Annotated in this window: 16 protein-coding genes; 9 read left to right on the forward strand and 7 right to left on the reverse strand. The window is 68.5% G+C overall.

The window, feature by feature from the left end; translation table 11 throughout:
* Nucleotides 1-41 precede the first annotated feature (41 nt).
* The 6 genes from GKE56_RS18355 to GKE56_RS14410 all read left to right on the forward strand — a co-directional run bounded on the left by GKE56_RS18355 (nt 42) and on the right by GKE56_RS14410 (nt 5629).
* Complete coding sequence (locus tag GKE56_RS18355) at nt 42-557, forward strand: isocitrate/isopropylmalate family dehydrogenase (RefSeq protein WP_370518410.1); 516 nt, start codon at nt 42-44, stop codon at nt 555-557.
* Nucleotides 523-1119 (forward strand): isocitrate/isopropylmalate family dehydrogenase, encoded by a 597-nt coding sequence (locus GKE56_RS18360; protein ID WP_370518411.1) that lies wholly within the window; start codon nt 523-525, stop codon nt 1117-1119. Before GKE56_RS18355 ends, GKE56_RS18360 begins: the two co-directional genes overlap by 35 nt.
* 5 nt (nt 1120-1124) lie before the next feature.
* A complete protein-coding gene (locus GKE56_RS14395; RefSeq protein WP_154685126.1) occupies nt 1125-2282 on the forward strand; it encodes an acyl-CoA dehydrogenase family protein in 1158 nt (385 codons plus the stop codon).
* Between the two features lie 47 nt (nt 2283-2329).
* Entirely contained in the window at nt 2330-3487 is a 1158-nt protein-coding gene (locus tag GKE56_RS14400; RefSeq protein ID WP_230208995.1) for a CaiB/BaiF CoA-transferase family protein, read from the forward strand.
* Between the two features lie 242 nt (nt 3488-3729).
* Nucleotides 3730-4374 (forward strand): hypothetical protein, encoded by a 645-nt coding sequence (locus GKE56_RS14405; protein WP_230208996.1) that lies wholly within the window; start codon nt 3730-3732, stop codon nt 4372-4374.
* A gap of 37 nt (nt 4375-4411) precedes the next feature.
* Nucleotides 4412-5629: an MFS transporter gene (locus GKE56_RS14410; RefSeq protein ID WP_154685129.1), complete on the forward strand. Its 1218-nt coding sequence runs from the start codon at nt 4412-4414 to the stop codon at nt 5627-5629.
* A gap of 91 nt (nt 5630-5720) precedes the next feature.
* Here the strand turns inward: GKE56_RS14410 and GKE56_RS14415 are convergent, their stop codons facing one another.
* Nucleotides 5721-6617 carry a CoA ester lyase gene (locus GKE56_RS14415; RefSeq protein WP_154685130.1) on the reverse strand — a complete coding sequence of 299 codons (897 nt, stop codon included), beginning with the start codon at nt 6615-6617 and terminating at the stop codon, nt 5721-5723.
* A gap of 621 nt (nt 6618-7238) precedes the next feature.
* Here GKE56_RS14415 and GKE56_RS18365 point away from each other — a divergent pair.
* From GKE56_RS18365 to GKE56_RS14430, 3 genes are all read left to right on the forward strand, one after another.
* Entirely contained in the window at nt 7239-7667 is a 429-nt protein-coding gene (locus tag GKE56_RS18365; RefSeq protein ID WP_154685131.1) for a YsnF/AvaK domain-containing protein, read from the forward strand.
* Nucleotides 7634-7990 carry a hypothetical protein gene (locus GKE56_RS14425; protein WP_154685132.1) on the forward strand — a complete coding sequence of 119 codons (357 nt, stop codon included), beginning with the start codon at nt 7634-7636 and terminating at the stop codon, nt 7988-7990. The genes GKE56_RS18365 and GKE56_RS14425 overlap by 34 nt, the downstream gene beginning before the upstream one ends.
* Nucleotides 7991-8175: 185 nt before the next feature.
* On the forward strand, nt 8176-8625 hold the full coding sequence (locus tag GKE56_RS14430) for a hypothetical protein (protein ID WP_154685133.1): 450 nt from the start codon (nt 8176-8178) through the stop codon (nt 8623-8625).
* Between the two features lie 1047 nt (nt 8626-9672).
* On the opposite strand, the gene GKE56_RS14435 is transcribed toward GKE56_RS14430, so the two are convergent.
* From GKE56_RS14435 to GKE56_RS14460, 6 genes are all read right to left on the reverse strand, one after another.
* Entirely contained in the window at nt 9673-10440 is a 768-nt protein-coding gene (locus tag GKE56_RS14435) for a hypothetical protein (protein ID WP_154685134.1), read from the reverse strand.
* Between the two features lie 50 nt (nt 10441-10490).
* The gene (locus GKE56_RS14440) at nt 10491-11003 is read right to left on the reverse strand and encodes a hypothetical protein (protein WP_154685135.1); all 513 of its coding nucleotides are present in this window, start codon (nt 11001-11003) and stop codon (nt 10491-10493) included.
* 39 nt (nt 11004-11042) lie between these two features.
* Nucleotides 11043-12221 (reverse strand): hypothetical protein, encoded by a 1179-nt coding sequence (locus GKE56_RS14445; protein WP_154685136.1) that lies wholly within the window; start codon nt 12219-12221, stop codon nt 11043-11045.
* 16 nt (nt 12222-12237) lie between these two features.
* Nucleotides 12238-12921 carry a hypothetical protein gene (locus tag GKE56_RS14450; protein WP_154685137.1) on the reverse strand — a complete coding sequence of 228 codons (684 nt, stop codon included), beginning with the start codon at nt 12919-12921 and terminating at the stop codon, nt 12238-12240.
* 77 nt (nt 12922-12998) lie between these two features.
* Nucleotides 12999-13208, reverse strand: coding sequence for a hypothetical protein (locus GKE56_RS14455; protein ID WP_154685138.1), 210 nt, complete (start codon nt 13206-13208; stop codon nt 12999-13001).
* A gap of 184 nt (nt 13209-13392) precedes the next feature.
* Nucleotides 13393-16107, reverse strand: coding sequence for a LuxR C-terminal-related transcriptional regulator (locus GKE56_RS14460; RefSeq protein WP_154685139.1), 2715 nt, complete (start codon nt 16105-16107; stop codon nt 13393-13395).
* Nucleotides 16108-16210: the final 103 nt, after the last annotated feature.

The following is a 16210-nucleotide window of genomic DNA, read 5'->3' on the forward strand; positions in this document are numbered from 1 at the left end:
GACGGGCGGCGCCAGATTCCGACAGACAGAGAAGAAGGTCCATGCCCAACACAGAGTCTGCTTCGTCCACGTACCGGATCGCGGTGATCCCCGGAGACGGGATCGGGAGCGAGGTGATGGACTCCGCCCTGCAGGTGCTGGCCGTGGTCGCCGCCGCGCGCGGCATCGCGTTCGACTTCGAACTGTTGCCCTGGGGTTGTGACTACTACCAGCAGCACAGCGAGCTCATGCCATCGAGCGGCCTAAGTCTATTGGCCGACGTTGACGCGATCCTGCTCGGCGCAGTGGGACGGCCGGACGTGCCCGACCACGTCTCGCTGTGGGGCCTGCTCGTGCCGATCCGGCGCGCCTTCGAGCAGTACGTCAACCTGCGCCCGGTGCGCCTGCTGCCCGGAGTGTCCAGCCCCCTGCGCGGGGTAGAAGCCAAGGACCTCGACCTCGTCATCGTTCGTGAGAACAGCGAGGGTGAGTACTCCCAGGTGGGGGGGACGGGTCAACGACGGGACCCCGCACGCCTTTGCCGTGCAGGAGTCAATCTTCACCTACCGGGGATGTGAACGCATCCTGCGGTACGCGTTCGAGCTGGCAGCCAGCCGCCGTGGCACTTTGGCGATCGCGACGAAGTCCAACGGCATCGTCCACACGATGCCGTTCTGGGACGAGGTGGCCCAGGAGGTGGCCGCTGACTATCCGTCGGTCGAACATCGGCTGTTCCATGTCGACGCTCTCGCGGCGAAGTTCGTGCTGGACCCTGGGTCGCTGGACGTCGTGGTCGGGTCCAACCTCTTCGGTGACATCCTGTCCGATCTGGGAGCGGCCATCGCGGGAAGCATCGGGATCGCACCGTCCGGCAATCTCAACCCGGAGCGCGACTACCCATCGATGTTCGAACCGGTCCACGGCTCGGCGCCAGACATCGCTGGGCTCGGCGTGGCCAACCCGCTCGGGCAGATCTGGTCTGCGGCCCTCATGCTCGAACATCTGGGGCAGCCCGAGGCGGCCGCCGACGTGATGCGTGCGATGACCGTGACCTTGTCTTCTCCGACGACGCGAACGCCCGACATCGGCGGATCCGCCTCGACGGCTGCCGTCACGTCTGCAGTAATCGCGGAGCTCTGAGCGACGTGGAAGGGCTTTCGGAGGAGGAGTCCTCGATCGTCCTCGTCGTCCGAGACTTTGTCGACCGGGACGTCAAGCCGGATGTGCGCCGCCTCGACCACGACAACACCTATCCGGAACGCCTCATCGAGCAGATGAAGCAGCTCGGCATTTACGGCCTGGCGGTGCCGGAACCCTGGGGCCAGGCTCAGGTCTCCATGCAGTGCTACGCCTTGGTCACAGAGGAGCTGGCCCGGGGGTGGATGAGCCTGGCCGGTGCCATGGGTGGCCACACTGTCGTCGCCAAGCTCCTGCGCGACTTCGGCACCGAGCAGCAGCGCGACCGCTACCTACCCAGCATGGCGACCGGGCGAGTCCGCGCCACCATGGCATTGACCGAGCCAGGAGGGGGCTCGGACCTGCAGGCCATGCGCACGACGGCACGCCGGGCGGGGGACGCATACGTCGTCAACGGGTCGAAGACGTGGATCACGAACGCACGACGCTCAGACCTGATCGCGTTGTTGTGCAAGACCGACCCGGACGCGGTGCCGCAGCATCGAGGGATGAGCATTCTGCTGGTCGAGAAGGGTCCGGGCCTCACCGTGTCCCGAGACCTGCCCAAGCTCGGGTACAAGGGGGTCGAGAGCTGCGAGATCAGTTTCTCCGATTTCGCCGTCCCTACCTCAGCACTGCTCGGAGGGATCGAGGGCCGCGGCTTCAGCCAGATGATGAGCGGCCTCGAGGTCGGCCGGATCCAGGTCGCTGCCCGGGCGGTCGGCGTTGGTCGCGCTGCACTGGAGGATGCGCTGCGCTACGCCCAGGAGCGTGAGACGTTCGGCCAACCGATCTGGAAGCACCAGTCGATCGGCAACTACCTGGCCGACATGGCCACGAAGCTGACCGCTGCGCGGCAGCTGGTTCTTCACGCCGCCCGGTGCTACGACTCCGGGGCGCGGGCGGACCTTGAGGCCGGCATGGCCAAGGTGTTCGCGTCCGAGGTCGGCATGCAGGTCGCGCTCGATGCGATGCGGATCCTCGGCGGGTACGGCTACTCGACCGAATTCGATGTCGAGCGCTATTTCAGGGATGCGCCGCTGATGATCGTGGGCGAAGGCACCAACGAGATCCAGCGGACGATCATCGCTCGTCAGTTGGTCAAGCGCAACACGGTCGCTCCATGACCGCGGCCGGCGACTCCGGAGCGGACGGGCAGCCGTTGGCCGGGCTCTTGGTCGTCGCACTCGAGCAGGCCGTGGCGGTACCTTTCGCCACGCGACAGCTGGCTGATCTCGGGGCCCGGGTCGTCAAGGTCGAGCGCCCTACAGGCGGGGACTTCGCTCGAGGGTACGACGACGCTGTGCTCGGCGAGTCCAGCTACTTCGCCTGGCTCAACCGCGGCAAGCAAAGCCTGACGCTCGACCTCAAGGAGGCCGGCGACCGGGCGCTTTTGGAGGCGCTGATCGACCAGGCCGACGTGTTCGTCCAGAACCTGGCGCCGGGCGCGGCCGACCGTCTGGGGCTCGACGCCGAGACGCTGCGTGCTCGATGCCCCCGTCTCGTGGTCTGTTCCCTGTCCGGATACGGATCCGGCGGTCCATACGGCTCGAGGAAGGCCTACGACTTGCTGATCCAGTGCGAGGCCGGCCTGGTGTCGATCACCGGCTCGCCGGACGAGCCGGCCAAAGTGGGCATCTCGGTGGCCGACATCGCCGCCGGTATGTACACCTACTCCGGCATCCTCACCGCTCTCTACGAGCGGGAGCACAGCGGATGTGGAAGCACATTGGAGATCTCGATGCTCGAGGCTCTCGGGGAGTGGATGACCCAGCCCCTCTACTACGCGATGTACGACGGTGGGCCGGCGAGGCGCACCGGTGCCCGGCACGCCTCGATCTCGCCGTACGGACCTTACGAATGTCGCGGCGGCTCGGCGGTCTTCATCGGAATCCAGAACGAGCGGGAGTGGGTGGCGTTCTGCGAGCGGATCCTGAGGCGGCCGGACCTGATTCTGGACCCGCGCTTTGCCAGCAACGCGGTGCGGGTCACCCATGACGACGAGCTGACCAACATCATCGAGGAGGCGCTGTGCCTCGACTCGGCTGACCAGGTGATGGCGCGGCTCGACACAGCCGGGATCGCCAACGCTCAGATCCGCACACCGGCAGAGCTAGCCGGCCACCCACAGCTGCTGGCGCGGAACCGATGGCGTCAGGTGCACACCCCGGGCGGTCCGATCCGTGCGCTGCTCCCGCCCGTCTCGGTGCTGGGGCGCGAAGCCCCGATGGGCCCCGTGCCTGCGCTCGGTGAGCACACCGAGCTCATTCGGCACGAAATGCGTCTGCCTGCTGTTCAACCGGATTCGGACGAGCGGAACCCGCCGACGTGAGCCGGAGGGCGAACGCCGGAAGCGCTGAGGGGAGTGCGCGCACAGAGCTCATCACCGCCGGGCCCGCCGAGGCGTTGGCCGGGCTGCTAGGGGTCCCGCTTCCGGACCTGGAGAACAGGGGAATTCCGTTGCTATGGCACTGGGTCTACCTGCTCGATCGTCCCGCTCAAGCCGACCTGGGCCCAGATGGTCACCGAGCCCAGGACGCCGTTCCTGAGCCGCCGCGACCCGGGTTGCGGCGGATGTTCGCCGGGGGACGGGTCCAGGTCCGGCATCCGCTCCTGGTCGGACAGCCGGCGCAACGCCGCACGTCGGCAAGCCTGGTCGCCGAGAAGCAGGGCCGGAGTGGGCCGCTTACCTTTGTAACGGTGACCCACGAAGTCTCTCAGGCTGGTCGGGTGGTTATCTCGGAAGAGCAGGACCTCGTCTATCTCGAGGCTGCCCGCCCGGGCGGCCAGGGCGCCGGTGATCCGGGCGCCCGCGACCTGGGGCGGGGCGGGGCACTGGATGAGCCCGCCGTAGGCAGCGATTCGCCCGATGCGCTGTGGACCCTTCGGGTGGATCCAGTTGTGTTGTTTCGGTTCTCGGCGCTGACGTACAACTCTCACCGAATCCACTACGACGCCGACTACACCCGTACGGTCGAGGGCTACGCGGGCCTCGTCGTCCACGGCCCCTTGCAGGCGATCGCCTTGGCGCAAGCAGCACACCCCCTCCTGAAGGACTCGATGGGGCCGACGTGGTTCGACTACCGGATCCTGGCACCGGTGGTCGCCGACGCTGTCCTGGTCGCATCCGCGACCCGGCTGTCGAGCCATCGGGTCGTCGGGGCGGTCAGCGACGGTCGGGCGCGACCGACGGCCACCGCGACCACGCAGTGGCGCTGAAGCTCCCGATGGGCTCGGCACACCGTCGCCGGCTTCGATGAGAGGGCAACGCCCGACGCCCGCTGCTGTCGGGTTCCGACTGCGCAGCGTGGCCGTGCCTGCCTTTGGACCATCGGCGTTGTTCGGTGTGTCCGAGGGCGCAGTGCTCCCGTTCGTCCCGCGCGACGCCATCGGGCTGGGAGCCACTGTGGCTGTGGCCACCCTCGTGGTCGCGGCCATCGGAATCGGTTCGTTGGCCGGCAACATCCCCGCGGCGATCCTGACGTCGCGGTTCGGCGAGCGCCGCGCGATCGTCGGAGCCGGGTCCGTGAGTGCAGCAGCGATGATCGTCGGGCTCACCGCCTCCTCGCCATGGGTCCTCGGGATCGCCATGTTGATGGTCGGCTTCGCAAACTCGGTCTTCAGCGTCGCCCGCCAGGCCTACCTCATCGAGGTCGTGCCGTGCGACCTGCGCGCTCGGGCGCTTTCGACATCGGGCGGGTCGAACCGCATCGGCATCTTCGCAGGGCCCTTCCTGAGCGCAGGTGCGATTCTTGCCATCGGGAGCGACGGCGCCTACGTGGTTGGCTTCGTGGCGGCGGTAATGGCAGCGCTCATCGGGCTTTGTTCCCCAGATCTGACACCAGCAAGAGTCCAGTCGGACGCGGTCGGCCTGGCAACCGTGGCGCGCGTTGTCAGCGCCCAACGTAGGGTCTTCTGCACGGTCGGACTCACCGTCCTGCTGATCAGCGCCGTGCGCGCATCGCGCCAAGTCGTCATCCCGTTGTGGTGCCTGCACGTGGGGCTGAGCAGTGAGGCGTCGTCGATCGTCTACGGCCTCGCCGGTGCGCTTGACGTGGCGATCTTCTACCCGTCCGGGAAGCTCATGGACGCTAAGGGCCGAGGATGGGTTGCTGTCCCGTGCATGGCGATCATGGGGTTGTCGCTGATCGCCCTTCCATTCACGACATCCTTCGCCGGGGTGGCTGTCGTTTCGATGCTGCTGGGCCTCGGCAATGGCATCGGGTCGGGCATCGTCTCGACCTTGGGCGCCGATTTCGCTCCCATCGCCGGCCGCCACGCCTTCATTGGGGTGTGGCGTTTGTTCAGTGACGTCGGCGCCTTCGCTGGTCCGCTCGCGCTGTCCGGGATAGTGGCCGCTCTCAGCCTTTCGGCTGGCGTGTTCGCCAACGGCGCCCTCGGCGTCGCCGCCGCCGGGATGCTGGCGGCATGGGTTCCGCGGAAACGTCAGTCAACCGCTCCCAGGGGAGACTGACCCTCGGCGTCGTATCTGGCACGTCCCCTCGGGGGTGAGTTACCTGGAACCTGGGCAAGCTCCGCAGTCAGGCCATTCTCTGCCAATCGTCTTACGCCGTGCCGGCGGCCGACGAGAGGATCTGGCGAGCGCGGCGGGCAAGGGCTTCGTCGATCATCCGACCCTGCTCGTCGCGGGCCACGCCCGATCCTGTTTGGGCCGCCTGCTCGAGTCGGGACAGAACATCTCGTGCCCAGCTGGCGTCCTCGGGCTGGGGACCGAACGCAAGGTTCGCGATGCTCACCTGGTTGGGGTGGATGCAGGCTCGGCCGGAGTATCCGATCCGAGCCAGGAGCTCAGAAGACGTGCGGAGTGTCGACGCGTCGTCGATAACCGTCGAGACCGGCCCGACCGGTCCGCTGAGGCCAGACAGCCGGCTGGCGTGGACCAGCAGCTGGCGATAGCCGGCGAAGGCCTCCTCGTCGGTGGCCTGCACGCGCAGGTCGGCTGCGAGGTCCGCCTCGCCAAGGTGGAGGAACCGCACCCGTGGCACATTGGCGATCTCACGGACGCGTTCGGCGCCTGCGACGGTTTCGATCAGTGCCGCTATCGCGACGGGCTCACCGCGTCCGGCGGAGCGCTCGATGATCTCGAGACGTCCGGCTAACCGGTGGACGTCGCCAGCTCTCTCTGCCTTGGGCAGCACCACACCTGTGAGAGAGTCGGGACAGCCGAGGGCTACCAGGTCATCGATCCCTTCGTCGCCGGCGTTGACGCGCACCCAGATCTCGGGCTGCGAATGGGGCGAACGGTCGGGATGGATCTTGGCAAGCCAATCGCTCGCGGCGGTGCGAGCAGAACTCTTCGCCGAGGAAGGGACGGCGTCCTCCAGGTCTACGATGACGGCGTGGGACCCTCGGGTGGGTGCCGAAGCCAACATATGCGCCGCGGTAGCGGGAACGTAGAGCCATGAGCTCGGCGCGGTCCTCGTCGAGTCAGCAGCGCTCATGCTGGACTTCTCGGGCCGTCGATCGCCTCAGCCACCGACTGGCTCCGCGTCCTCAGCAACACGGTCGATGCTTGCCTTCCCGGTGCAGATGCACGCGTCAGACGACTCCCAGTCGTGACGGAGCACAACGGGAGACCAGTGCGGAGCTGTCCGTCGGCCATCGGCCGTTGACTCCGCCAAGCGGACCAATGCGTAGCCCCTGCGATCATTGATGACGACATCCTCACATCAGCGCCTCGGCACTGTCTCTACTGACAAGGCTCACACCCTCTGACGCAGCGCGTCGCCTACCGGATCGAGGACGGACTTGTCGGAGGACTGAGGGGTCGGCGGCGCGCCGTACACCAGTCCTACCACGAAGTCGGGGCACACCGAGACTGCTCTGCAGCCCGTCGACGCGGGTCGTGCCGCTTCCCGCGCGGGGTGGCAGCGTGGATGATGACCGGAGGGCTGTCGACGCGCAGCGGGGAGGATTGAGGGCGTTCTCGTCGATCTTCCGGAAGTCGTTGAGCCGGGCGAGGGTTGCTTCGAGCACGTCCCCACCGCCCGCGGCGGCGGGTCGCACTCCCGGCCCGAAGCGCATGGGGCCGCGTGGACTTGTTGGGATCTGATGGACGACAGATGGGAAGCCAGGTTCCCAGCGGCCGTGAATGTTCGCTGCATCGCCACCCTGCGTCGGGTCTCAACTACTCCAAGGCGACTACTGACGCCGATCGCCACGGCGACGCCCCTGACCTTGAGGAGGGGACCGTCGGCACGGACACCTCCGGGCCGACCACCGACGACGCGATGACCCGCTCCAAGGAGCGGCTCAACGTGGGCACGGCGTCGCAGGAGGTGGGCCGTGCCCGCCTGCGCAAGTACGTGGTCACCGAGCAGCAGAGTGTCAGTGTTCCGGTGACTCGTGAGGAGGTGCGGGTCGAGCGCGAGCCCATCACGGAAGAGAACCGCGCCGAAGCGCTGTCGGGACCGGAGTGGAACGAGAAGACGAAGCACCCGGTGAACGCGGATGGGCGATGTTCGTCGGCGGACGATGGATCGACGAAGTGAACGACGGCGGCAATGCCCCCGAGGTGCCAAAGGGGCTGATGCCGAGCGATCTCCCCTTGGGAGGTGGGGCCCCGTGGCCCAGCCCCCGCGCGTTCGTCGGGCTCGTGGCTGGATCCCCCGAGGACGCAACCGACCGCTGGTATGCCCACGTCGAAATCAACTACCCCGTGGGCATGATCGAGCGCTCTGACAAGGGGACCCTAGAGGAGGTAGTCGCGTGGGCGCGTGAGCGCACCAGTGGGGTGCTCATCGTCGCCGAACCGCTGATGTGGGCCGGGACAGACCCAAGGCCGGACGATGTCGATGTTGATTGGACTGGCTGAGACCCCGCCTGTTTGAGCTGCGTCTATCCGCCGCTTGCGGGCACGGTGGCAACCGTCATCGGACCCCCAGGCTGGCCTGTCGACCGGAGGAGGGGTGCCCAGGCGGTGGGGCTGGGTCCACCCCAACAGGGGACCTGCTCCTCCCAGGCCGATCCGACGTCGGACCTCGGTCGTAGTGTCACGCCATGACCGACTGGGGTGCCATCACGACCGCGATCGGACTCGCTTTGAGTGGCGAGCGACAGCGGGGACGCGAGGCCTTGTTGGCCTGTTGGCAAGCCACTGCACAGCGTGACCATGCCCAACGGTGCGTCTTGGCGCACTACCTGGCTGACCAGCAGTCGTCGCTCGACGAGGAGGTGGCCTGGGACGAAGTGGCCTTGTCCGAGCATGCCTATGTGGTCGACGAGGATCTCGTGTCTGTGGGTATCGCCTCGGCCGCCGCTTGGGCGCCAAGCCTGCGTCTGAACCTTGGTGACGGCTATCGACGACAAGGCCGCATCGACGATGCGAGGGCGCAACTCGATGCCGGCGTGCAAGCCGAGAGCACGCTCTCGATCGACGGATACGGAGCTCATATCCGTTCTGGCCTGGATCGTCTGCGGCAGCGCATTGAGGAGGTTCAGCTCCCCTGACAGGCGCACGCACGCCTACCGCGAGGGTTTCGGGAGAGCTGTGTCTTTCCGCGGCCAAAGATGGGCGGTTCGGGATTCGGCTCATGTCCTCGAAGTCGCTCAACTGCAGCGGCGATCTCGTACGGAAGGAGGGCATCTGCTCCTGCGATTGTGTGGAAGCGTGACGTCTCGGCCATGAATCGTCCGAGCCGACGACGTGCGCCTGGATCGCGTCTTCTGTAGGTCTCGAAGTAGTGGATCCCCGATAGTGGAAACGAGGCAACGCCTAGCCGCACCGATTCCTGGACAACCTCCAGCGCCGTTCGCGCGCGATCATCCTGCGTAAGGCCGTGGTGAGACTGAGAGAGCTCGATGCAAGCATTCTGATCGAGGTAAATGCGCTGCATGAACTCCATGACTCGGCCTGCGAGGATCGGCTGGGGTCTTCGAGCCAAGTGATACCAAGTGGCTCTCTCGCTGGCTGATCGACTGGTCACGGCGAGGCGGGCGCGCGTGCGCGACCAGCGTGTTATTCCGAAGTACCCGCTTCTGCTCGCAGTGAGGTGACGTCCGTCGGTGGTCGATGTGGAGCGCGCAGGAGGGGGAAGCAAATACCTCCGCGACGTCGGACAGCGGGATCGTCGATTGCCGGATGACCTCGCGCAGATACAGCCGGCCCGACGACAGGCGCATGACTGCCGCCCCGGTGCGATGATCATGGGCAAGCACAACACGGCCACTGGGACGATGAACCATGGGTGCGTGGACGCGGCAGCGAGGTTCGCGGCGATCATCGACTTGCCGTCTCCGGGCACCGGGCTGGGGCCAGCGCTATGCGCCGCAACGGCGCCGGCCAGGCCTGCCATTCCTGTCGACGCCATGGACAGAAGCGCCGGCAAGTTCAGGCGCCACTCGTGCGTCCAGGGCGCCGACACCTGTTCTTTCAACATCATTCGCAGGCTTTCTGTCGGCAGGGCCGCGGTCTGAGGGTGGCAAGTCCGGCAGCGTGGGTGGGGCCGAGTCCTGCGCGATGACGCCGAGCAAACACTGCGAGTGTCAGCGACGGGACTAGCCCCCGCAGCGGTTGCGCAGGATCTGCACTGTTCCGGCGGTGGGCGGCGGCAGCGCCTGGGCTGACTGGTGTGCGCCGATGCGGCGTAGCTCCTTGAGGAGCTCGAGCTCGGCGGGCGGGGATCCGATGTACCCCTCGGTGGTGGCCTGCCACACTAGGATGCTCACGGCTGATGAGCCGGTGAAGACTGTGACCTGGCGGGCGACAATGACGGCGGGGACGCCGAGCATGGGCTGCAGGCGCTGGCACGCTCCTCCGCCCTGGACGAGGGCCGGCCAGGCCTTCGCTGGCTGGCTGGTGACCTCGACTGGCCTTGTACAGCCGTCCTCCGCGGTGTCCATGCAGCGGCCGTACTGAAAAGTCAGACTTCCCTGGTCGTCGGAGAGCGTCGCCAGGTGCCCGCCGCCGTCGGCGCCGAGGAAGAACCCTTCGCGGTGCGCCTGAACGAGGGGGTACAGCTGCCGGTCGATCTGCTGGCTCAGGCCGTACGGTCCGTACAGGGACCAGCCGCCCAGCGCCAGCGCAACGAGCAGGGCCAGTATGGTGCCCGCACCCATCCCCAGGGCCAACGACCTGACCCGGAGTTTGCGGCTGGTTCGCAAAGCGTAGGCGGGACCTCCCGCCACGAGGGTGATGCCGATGGCCGCTGTGAGGGCGGTCGCGGGGACCGACTGGCTCACGTAGCCGACGGTGAACATTGCGCCAACTGTGACAACAATGCAGATCACTATGGCCAGCATGAGCCCGGCGAGCGTCATCAGCATCGCCGGGGCTCGGCCCCTCGGGACGCGCCGGGTGGGTGTGCTGGTTGCGGTCATCGGGCCAGTTCGGCGCAGAGATCCTGCTCGGTGCCGGTCAGGCTGGAGGAGGTGATGGTGCCGGCGGCGTCGACGTGGAACCGGAACTGCCCGCGCACCAGCCACAGTCCCAGCGCTCCGGTCGCGGGGTTGGGGATCGGTGGGGCGATGATCGTGGGTCCAGTCCCGCGGGTGGTGTATGAGCCGTCCGCGTAGTAGCTGATGTGCAGCCCGCCCGGGTAGGCGAGCGAGATCTGTACCCCGGTGCTCTGGTTCGTCAGCGTGCCGCGGTAGTTGGTGGCGATGTCGCTCTCCTTGACCACATCGCCGGACCCGGCATACGTGATGACGATGACGCTGCCGGTCTCCTGCAATCGAACCGGAAACGAGCACCAGTGGGTGAACACGTCGTCGGAGTTCACCGTGAAGACCTCGCGGGTGGGTTGGCCGGCGGATGCGGCCGGGACGATGGAGAGGGCGGCCAGGGCGGTGATGGCAATGGTCGCGACGATTCGTAATGGTGCTCTCATGGCTGCTCCTAGGACGGTGGGCGGCTCCGGGACCGCGGGTTATGGGTTGTTGGCGATCCAATCGGTGAGCTTGCGAGGTGTATTGCTGAGCTCGGCGTCGGTCATGCGCCAGGCCAGTGACCCGTCCGCATTGATCGCGGCCAGGACCGTTGTGCCGGCCATGATCTGGTCGAAGGAGCGCAGTTCTTCACCGGCGGCGCCGCCCTTGATGTCGATGCCGACCGGCACCGGCATGGTCCCGACCTGGGCGCTGGTTTCGGCGTCGAACCGGGTGACGTCCTTGGGGTTGAGCAGACTGCCTTTCCAGTTCGGCCCGGGGATCGCGTTGAGCAGTCCGTACACGTGCGGATGGGTCCCGTTCCCGGTGGCTGGCAGGACCACGCGCAGCATCGCCTTGAGTCCTCTGAGCTCACCGATCACGATGAGCGAGGGGCCCTTGCGGAGGTCGGCCATGAGCAGGGTGCCGCCGCCGACCTTGGGGACGGATGCGACCGCGGTCAAGGGCCCGGGCGAGCGCTGGGCGCTGGCGGGCAGGTCGGTGGAGAACGTGGTCGAGTCCGTGGGCACGCCGACGGTGACCTCGAGCGCGACATCATGGTGCCCGCCGCCGAGCCAGCGCAGCATTAGCCCGGTGGCGTCGTCGAGGGCGAGCTGGGTCTTCTCCGCCGGCTCGCCCGCGACGGTGTGCGCCGGGCAGGTGTATGTCGTGCCCGGGCGGCCTGCGACGGTGGCGTGGCCGGCCGGTTTGCCTCCGGGACAGACGTGGGTGAACGCGGTGTCGCCGGGGTGCATGAACGCCGGTTCGGGGCGCTGGTCCGCGGGTGGATCCTCCACCCGGCTGGGTGGCCCGGCGCCAGGCTCGGTGTAAAGGAGGGTGTGGCCGTCCCAAACCATCACGGACACGACCCGGCTGGGGTCGGACTTGTCCCTGACGGTGGTGCGCACCCGGACGCCGTCGATCAGGTCGTCGACCAGCATGGTGGCCCCGGCGGAGTCGCCGCCGGAGCCCACCGACTCGTAGCGCACGTGGATCACGTTGGACGTGGCCGTCGGTTTCCCGGCGGTCTGACCGGCGGCGGCGGTGGTGGGTCTGGGCATGTGGTCGGCAGTGGTCGGCGTCGGCTTGGCCCCGCAGGAGCAGATCAGCAGCGTGGCGGCAACCGTGGCCCCCGCGCGCACGCCGATGAGGCGCCCCGACTTGGCTTTCGCACTGGTCATGTTCGGTCCCAGTGGGTCAGGGCCGGTAGGTGGTCACCGACAGGAACACCGTGAGCTCGGCGTACCGCCCGGCCGGGTAGGGGCCGAGGATGAAGCCGCCCGCGAACGCCTGGTCGGGGAAGTCCGCCGCGCCCGTGGCGAACACCATCCGGCGCGAGGTCAGGCCACGGAACCCGATGGTCGCCTTGGCCTGCCGGGCGCCCCAGGTGCCGGCCGGGTCGTGGATCGAGTCGAGCTCGGCCTTCCATGGGGCGGGTCCCCACAGCCGCACGATGGCGCTGATCGCCATGGTGTGCCTTGTGGCGGCCGCGGGTACGCCCTGGACGCAGACGACGGTCTGGGTCGGCAGCGGGAAGTTGTCGACCTGCGGGCGGGGTCGGGTTTGGCGCCATCGGGTGACCAGGCCGCGCGGCCACAGCTCACGACTAAGCAGGCGGTAGTTGGACGGCGTGGGCGAGACGAGCGCGCGCGTCATCCGCCGGTCCAGCGTTGCTCCGACGGGGCACGCCTGGATGATGCTGACCGTCGAGCCCACTGCGTCGGTCACGGCGGCCTGGGTGCGCAGGATCGCGCGGACTGTGACAGTTCCGGCGGACTGTGCTGGGGCCGCGCCCAAGGCCACGCTGACCCCGACGGCCAGCGCCGCGGCGACCATTCGCCGGAAGCTCGGCTTGGGCCTTGAGGTGAAGGCTGTGTTCATCGTCTCCCTCTCCCTCCGCAGGTCAAGCGGTTCCGGGCCTGGGCCGGGCGCTGGTGGCGGCTGCGGGTTGAGTGCGACTATGGGTCGGCGCGTTCCGCCGTCGTGGTGGGCCGCACCGCTGACTCCAGGATCCGCAGCAGGTCCAGTGCGCCCCAGAACTGCTGCGGCTGGTCGCAGCCGGGCACCAGGGCGGTGCCGTGCAGCGCGTCGCCGGACGGGTCGGGCGCGAGGTCGAGGACGACCCGAGACGGGCGGTCGGCGGCGCGCCGGTCCGGGTTCGAGGCCACGTGGGCTCCTTCCGCCGAACCGTGCATGCGTGTGGTGCGTTCGGGACCGGCCGAGGAACGACGAGCCGATCCCGACGGCCGATGCCAACTGAGGCGTTCCCCCTGCCAACCCTCGCCTCCCTGCTCTTTGGAAACATAGTCCCGAGCCAGTGGACTGCGCCCCGGGCAAATACCCGGGATTGGCTCAGATTGGTTGGGAGCGTCCGGCTGGCATCGCCGGGTGCGCGGCCAGCTGGGTCCTGGAGTGAACGCCCAGCTTGGTGTACACGTTGCCGAGGTGGTAGCCGACAGTCTTCACGCTCAGGACCAGGTCCTCGGCCACCTCCCGGTTGGTGCGGCCGCGGCACACCAGCTCTGCGACCAGCTGCTCCTTAGGGGTGAGCGCCGTGAGAGGGCTAGCGGTCGCCTTGGCTGTCTGCATCCCGGCCAGGGCCAGCTCGGCGTCGCAGCGTTCCACCCATGGCACGGCGCCGAGGCGCTCGAACACCTCTCGCCCAAGAGTCAGCTGCTCGGTAGCGGCTCGGCGCTCGCCACGGCGCCGGCGGAACCGGCCGAACGACAGGTGAACCAGACCGGCTTCCAGCGCGTCTGCGCAGCCCTGCATCTCCAGCGCCGCCTCGAACGCCACACGAGCACCGGGAGTGTCGCGGCGAGCCGCCGCCAGCTCGCCTCGCACCCGGGCCAGGGCGCACAACCGGGACACCCGTCCCGTCTCCCGAGCACGAGCATCCAGCTCGCCCAGGGTTCGATCCGCCTCATCGAGACGCCCAAGGCTCACCAATGCCGATGTGTAGTTGACCGGCAGTCGCATCACGCCGGGTTCACGGGGCGCGGCGTGCGGGCCCTGCATTATTGGCTGGGCGTGCTGTACCGCAGCAGCCGGGTCGTTGCGGCACAGGTCAAAGTGCACGCGGGCGTCCGCGCGATAGGCGTGGCTCGCTTCGTCGTCGATCAGCCGGGCAACTTCGGTGATGCGGGCCAGATGGTGCTCGGCCTGAGCCCACTGACCGCGCGCCGCCAAGATCAGGACGGGGACGAAGTGCACGAATACGAGCAGCCACATCTGCTCGGCATCCTCGCCGAGCGAGACCGCCTGTTCTGCATGTCCGATGGCCGCAGTCCATTCGCCGAGCCGGTACTCGCCCTCGGCGGCACCGGCCAGAGCCAACAGACGCTCGGGTGCGGGGTCGCGTCCGATCAGCGCTGCAACCGTGAGCAGATCGTGCACCGCGCCGCCGATGTCGTCGCCGATCAGCTTCGCGAACCCGCGCGCCCGGAGCTCGCCGTGCCGGGCCAGCGGGACTGCGGCCGGGTCTTCCGGGAGGTCGGCGACCTGCGCCAGGGCCAGGTCGACACGTCCAGTCATCGTCAGCGCCAGCACCAGTCCGGTCCGGGCCGCACTGCGCTGAGCCTCGGACAGCGACGGCGTCGACAGGACGCGCCCGGACCAGGCCACGGCGGTCTTCGGCCGTCCTGCCAGGATTTCAAGCTGGGCAAGCATCGACGCGAGCCCGACCCGCAACGCGATGTCGTGAGGTTCGCTCGCGTCCCACGCCCTCTGCCCGAGGCTACGAGCAGTGGCCGCGTCGCCCGCCATCCAGGCGAGCTGGGCGCGGACCCGCAACGACTCCGACGTTTCGGGAAGGTCGGCCAAAGCGTCAGCGAAAGGTTGCGCGGCCGCGACATCGCCCCGCAGCAGCAAGATGCTGACAGCCTTGACCAGCCGCGTCCCGGCCGCGTCCCGGTTTCCGCTGAGGCGGCGAGCTGCGAGCAGCAGCTCCGCGGCCGCTCCGAGACCGTGCTGCGCGAGCGCCACCTCGGCCTGGGCCTCCAGACGCTCCGCGAGGACCTCGTCGACGCCGAGAGTCGCAGCGGCCAAGTGCCGCAGCTGGTCGGTGCCCCCGGTCACGCCCGCGGCGCGCCGATGCAGGGCTGCCCGGTCTCCGGCCCCGAGGTCGTGCAGGATCGCCGAACGGACCAGCGGATGTGCCCAGCGCAGCGACCATCCGCCCGTGACTTGCTGTGCCACCAGCAGTCCGGCCTGCTCGAGCGATTGCACCGCTGCTGCCCCGTCGCCGTCAAGGGCGGCCACCGTCGCCGCGGAGGCCACGTCGACGTCGCTGCCGAGCACTGCCACGGCTCGCCCGAGTCGCTGAGCGGTTTCGGGCAGCCGAGAGAGGCTGCTGGCGACCAGCATCGCGAACGACCGGGGCGCGGGGAGCTCGATGCGCGGGTCAGTCAGGTCGGCGGTACTCAGCTCGGCAAGAAGGGCACGCAGGTGCAGCGGGCTGCCGCCGGTCAGCGCGCGAAGCCGCTCAACGGCGCGCGGCGGGAGCGGGCCGCGGCCCGTCGCCCCTGCCAGGGCTGACACCTCGGTGGCCTCGAGGCCGCCCAAGGTGATCCGAGCACCCCGGTCGACGCACAAGCGGTCGAGCCCCGCGACCGGGCCGCCGCTGGGCACCGGGCGGGTGGCGACAAGCGCGACGATCGGGTCCTGATCCAGGCGGCGCAGGGCGAAGAGCAGCGCCCGCGCCGTCGAGGGGTCGCTGGCCTGGATGTCATCCACCACGAGCGCGACCGGGCCGGCTTCGCTCCGCTCCCCGAACCAGCCGAGCAAGCGGGCACCGGCGGCGAACGGATCCAGGTCTCGCGCTACCGGGGTGCGCATGATTCGCTCTAGAAGGGCGAACTCCAAGGCCTGCTCGTCCTCCTCGCCCGCCACAATGACCACCTGAGCCGGCGGGGCCAGCGTCGCGGCCCACGCCCTGACCAAGGCGCTCTTGCCCATCCCCGCCTCGGCTGTGAGCAGCACCAACCGAGCGGACCCCGCACATCCCAGCGCCCATTGGGCATCGAGCTCGGCCAGCTGCTCCTCGCGCCCGACAAAGAGTTCGGTCACTGTGGCCTCCAGGCTGCCTGCCCTGCTGAAACAACTATCCCCAGATCGCGCCGTCGCACAACCGGAACCGACGAGCCTGGGACCAGAGCCTCCGAGGCCATCG

Origin of the sequence: Nostocoides sp. HKS02 (genome assembly GCF_009707485.1) — a bacterium.
Classification (GTDB): Bacteria; Actinomycetota; Actinomycetes; order Actinomycetales; family Dermatophilaceae; genus Pedococcus.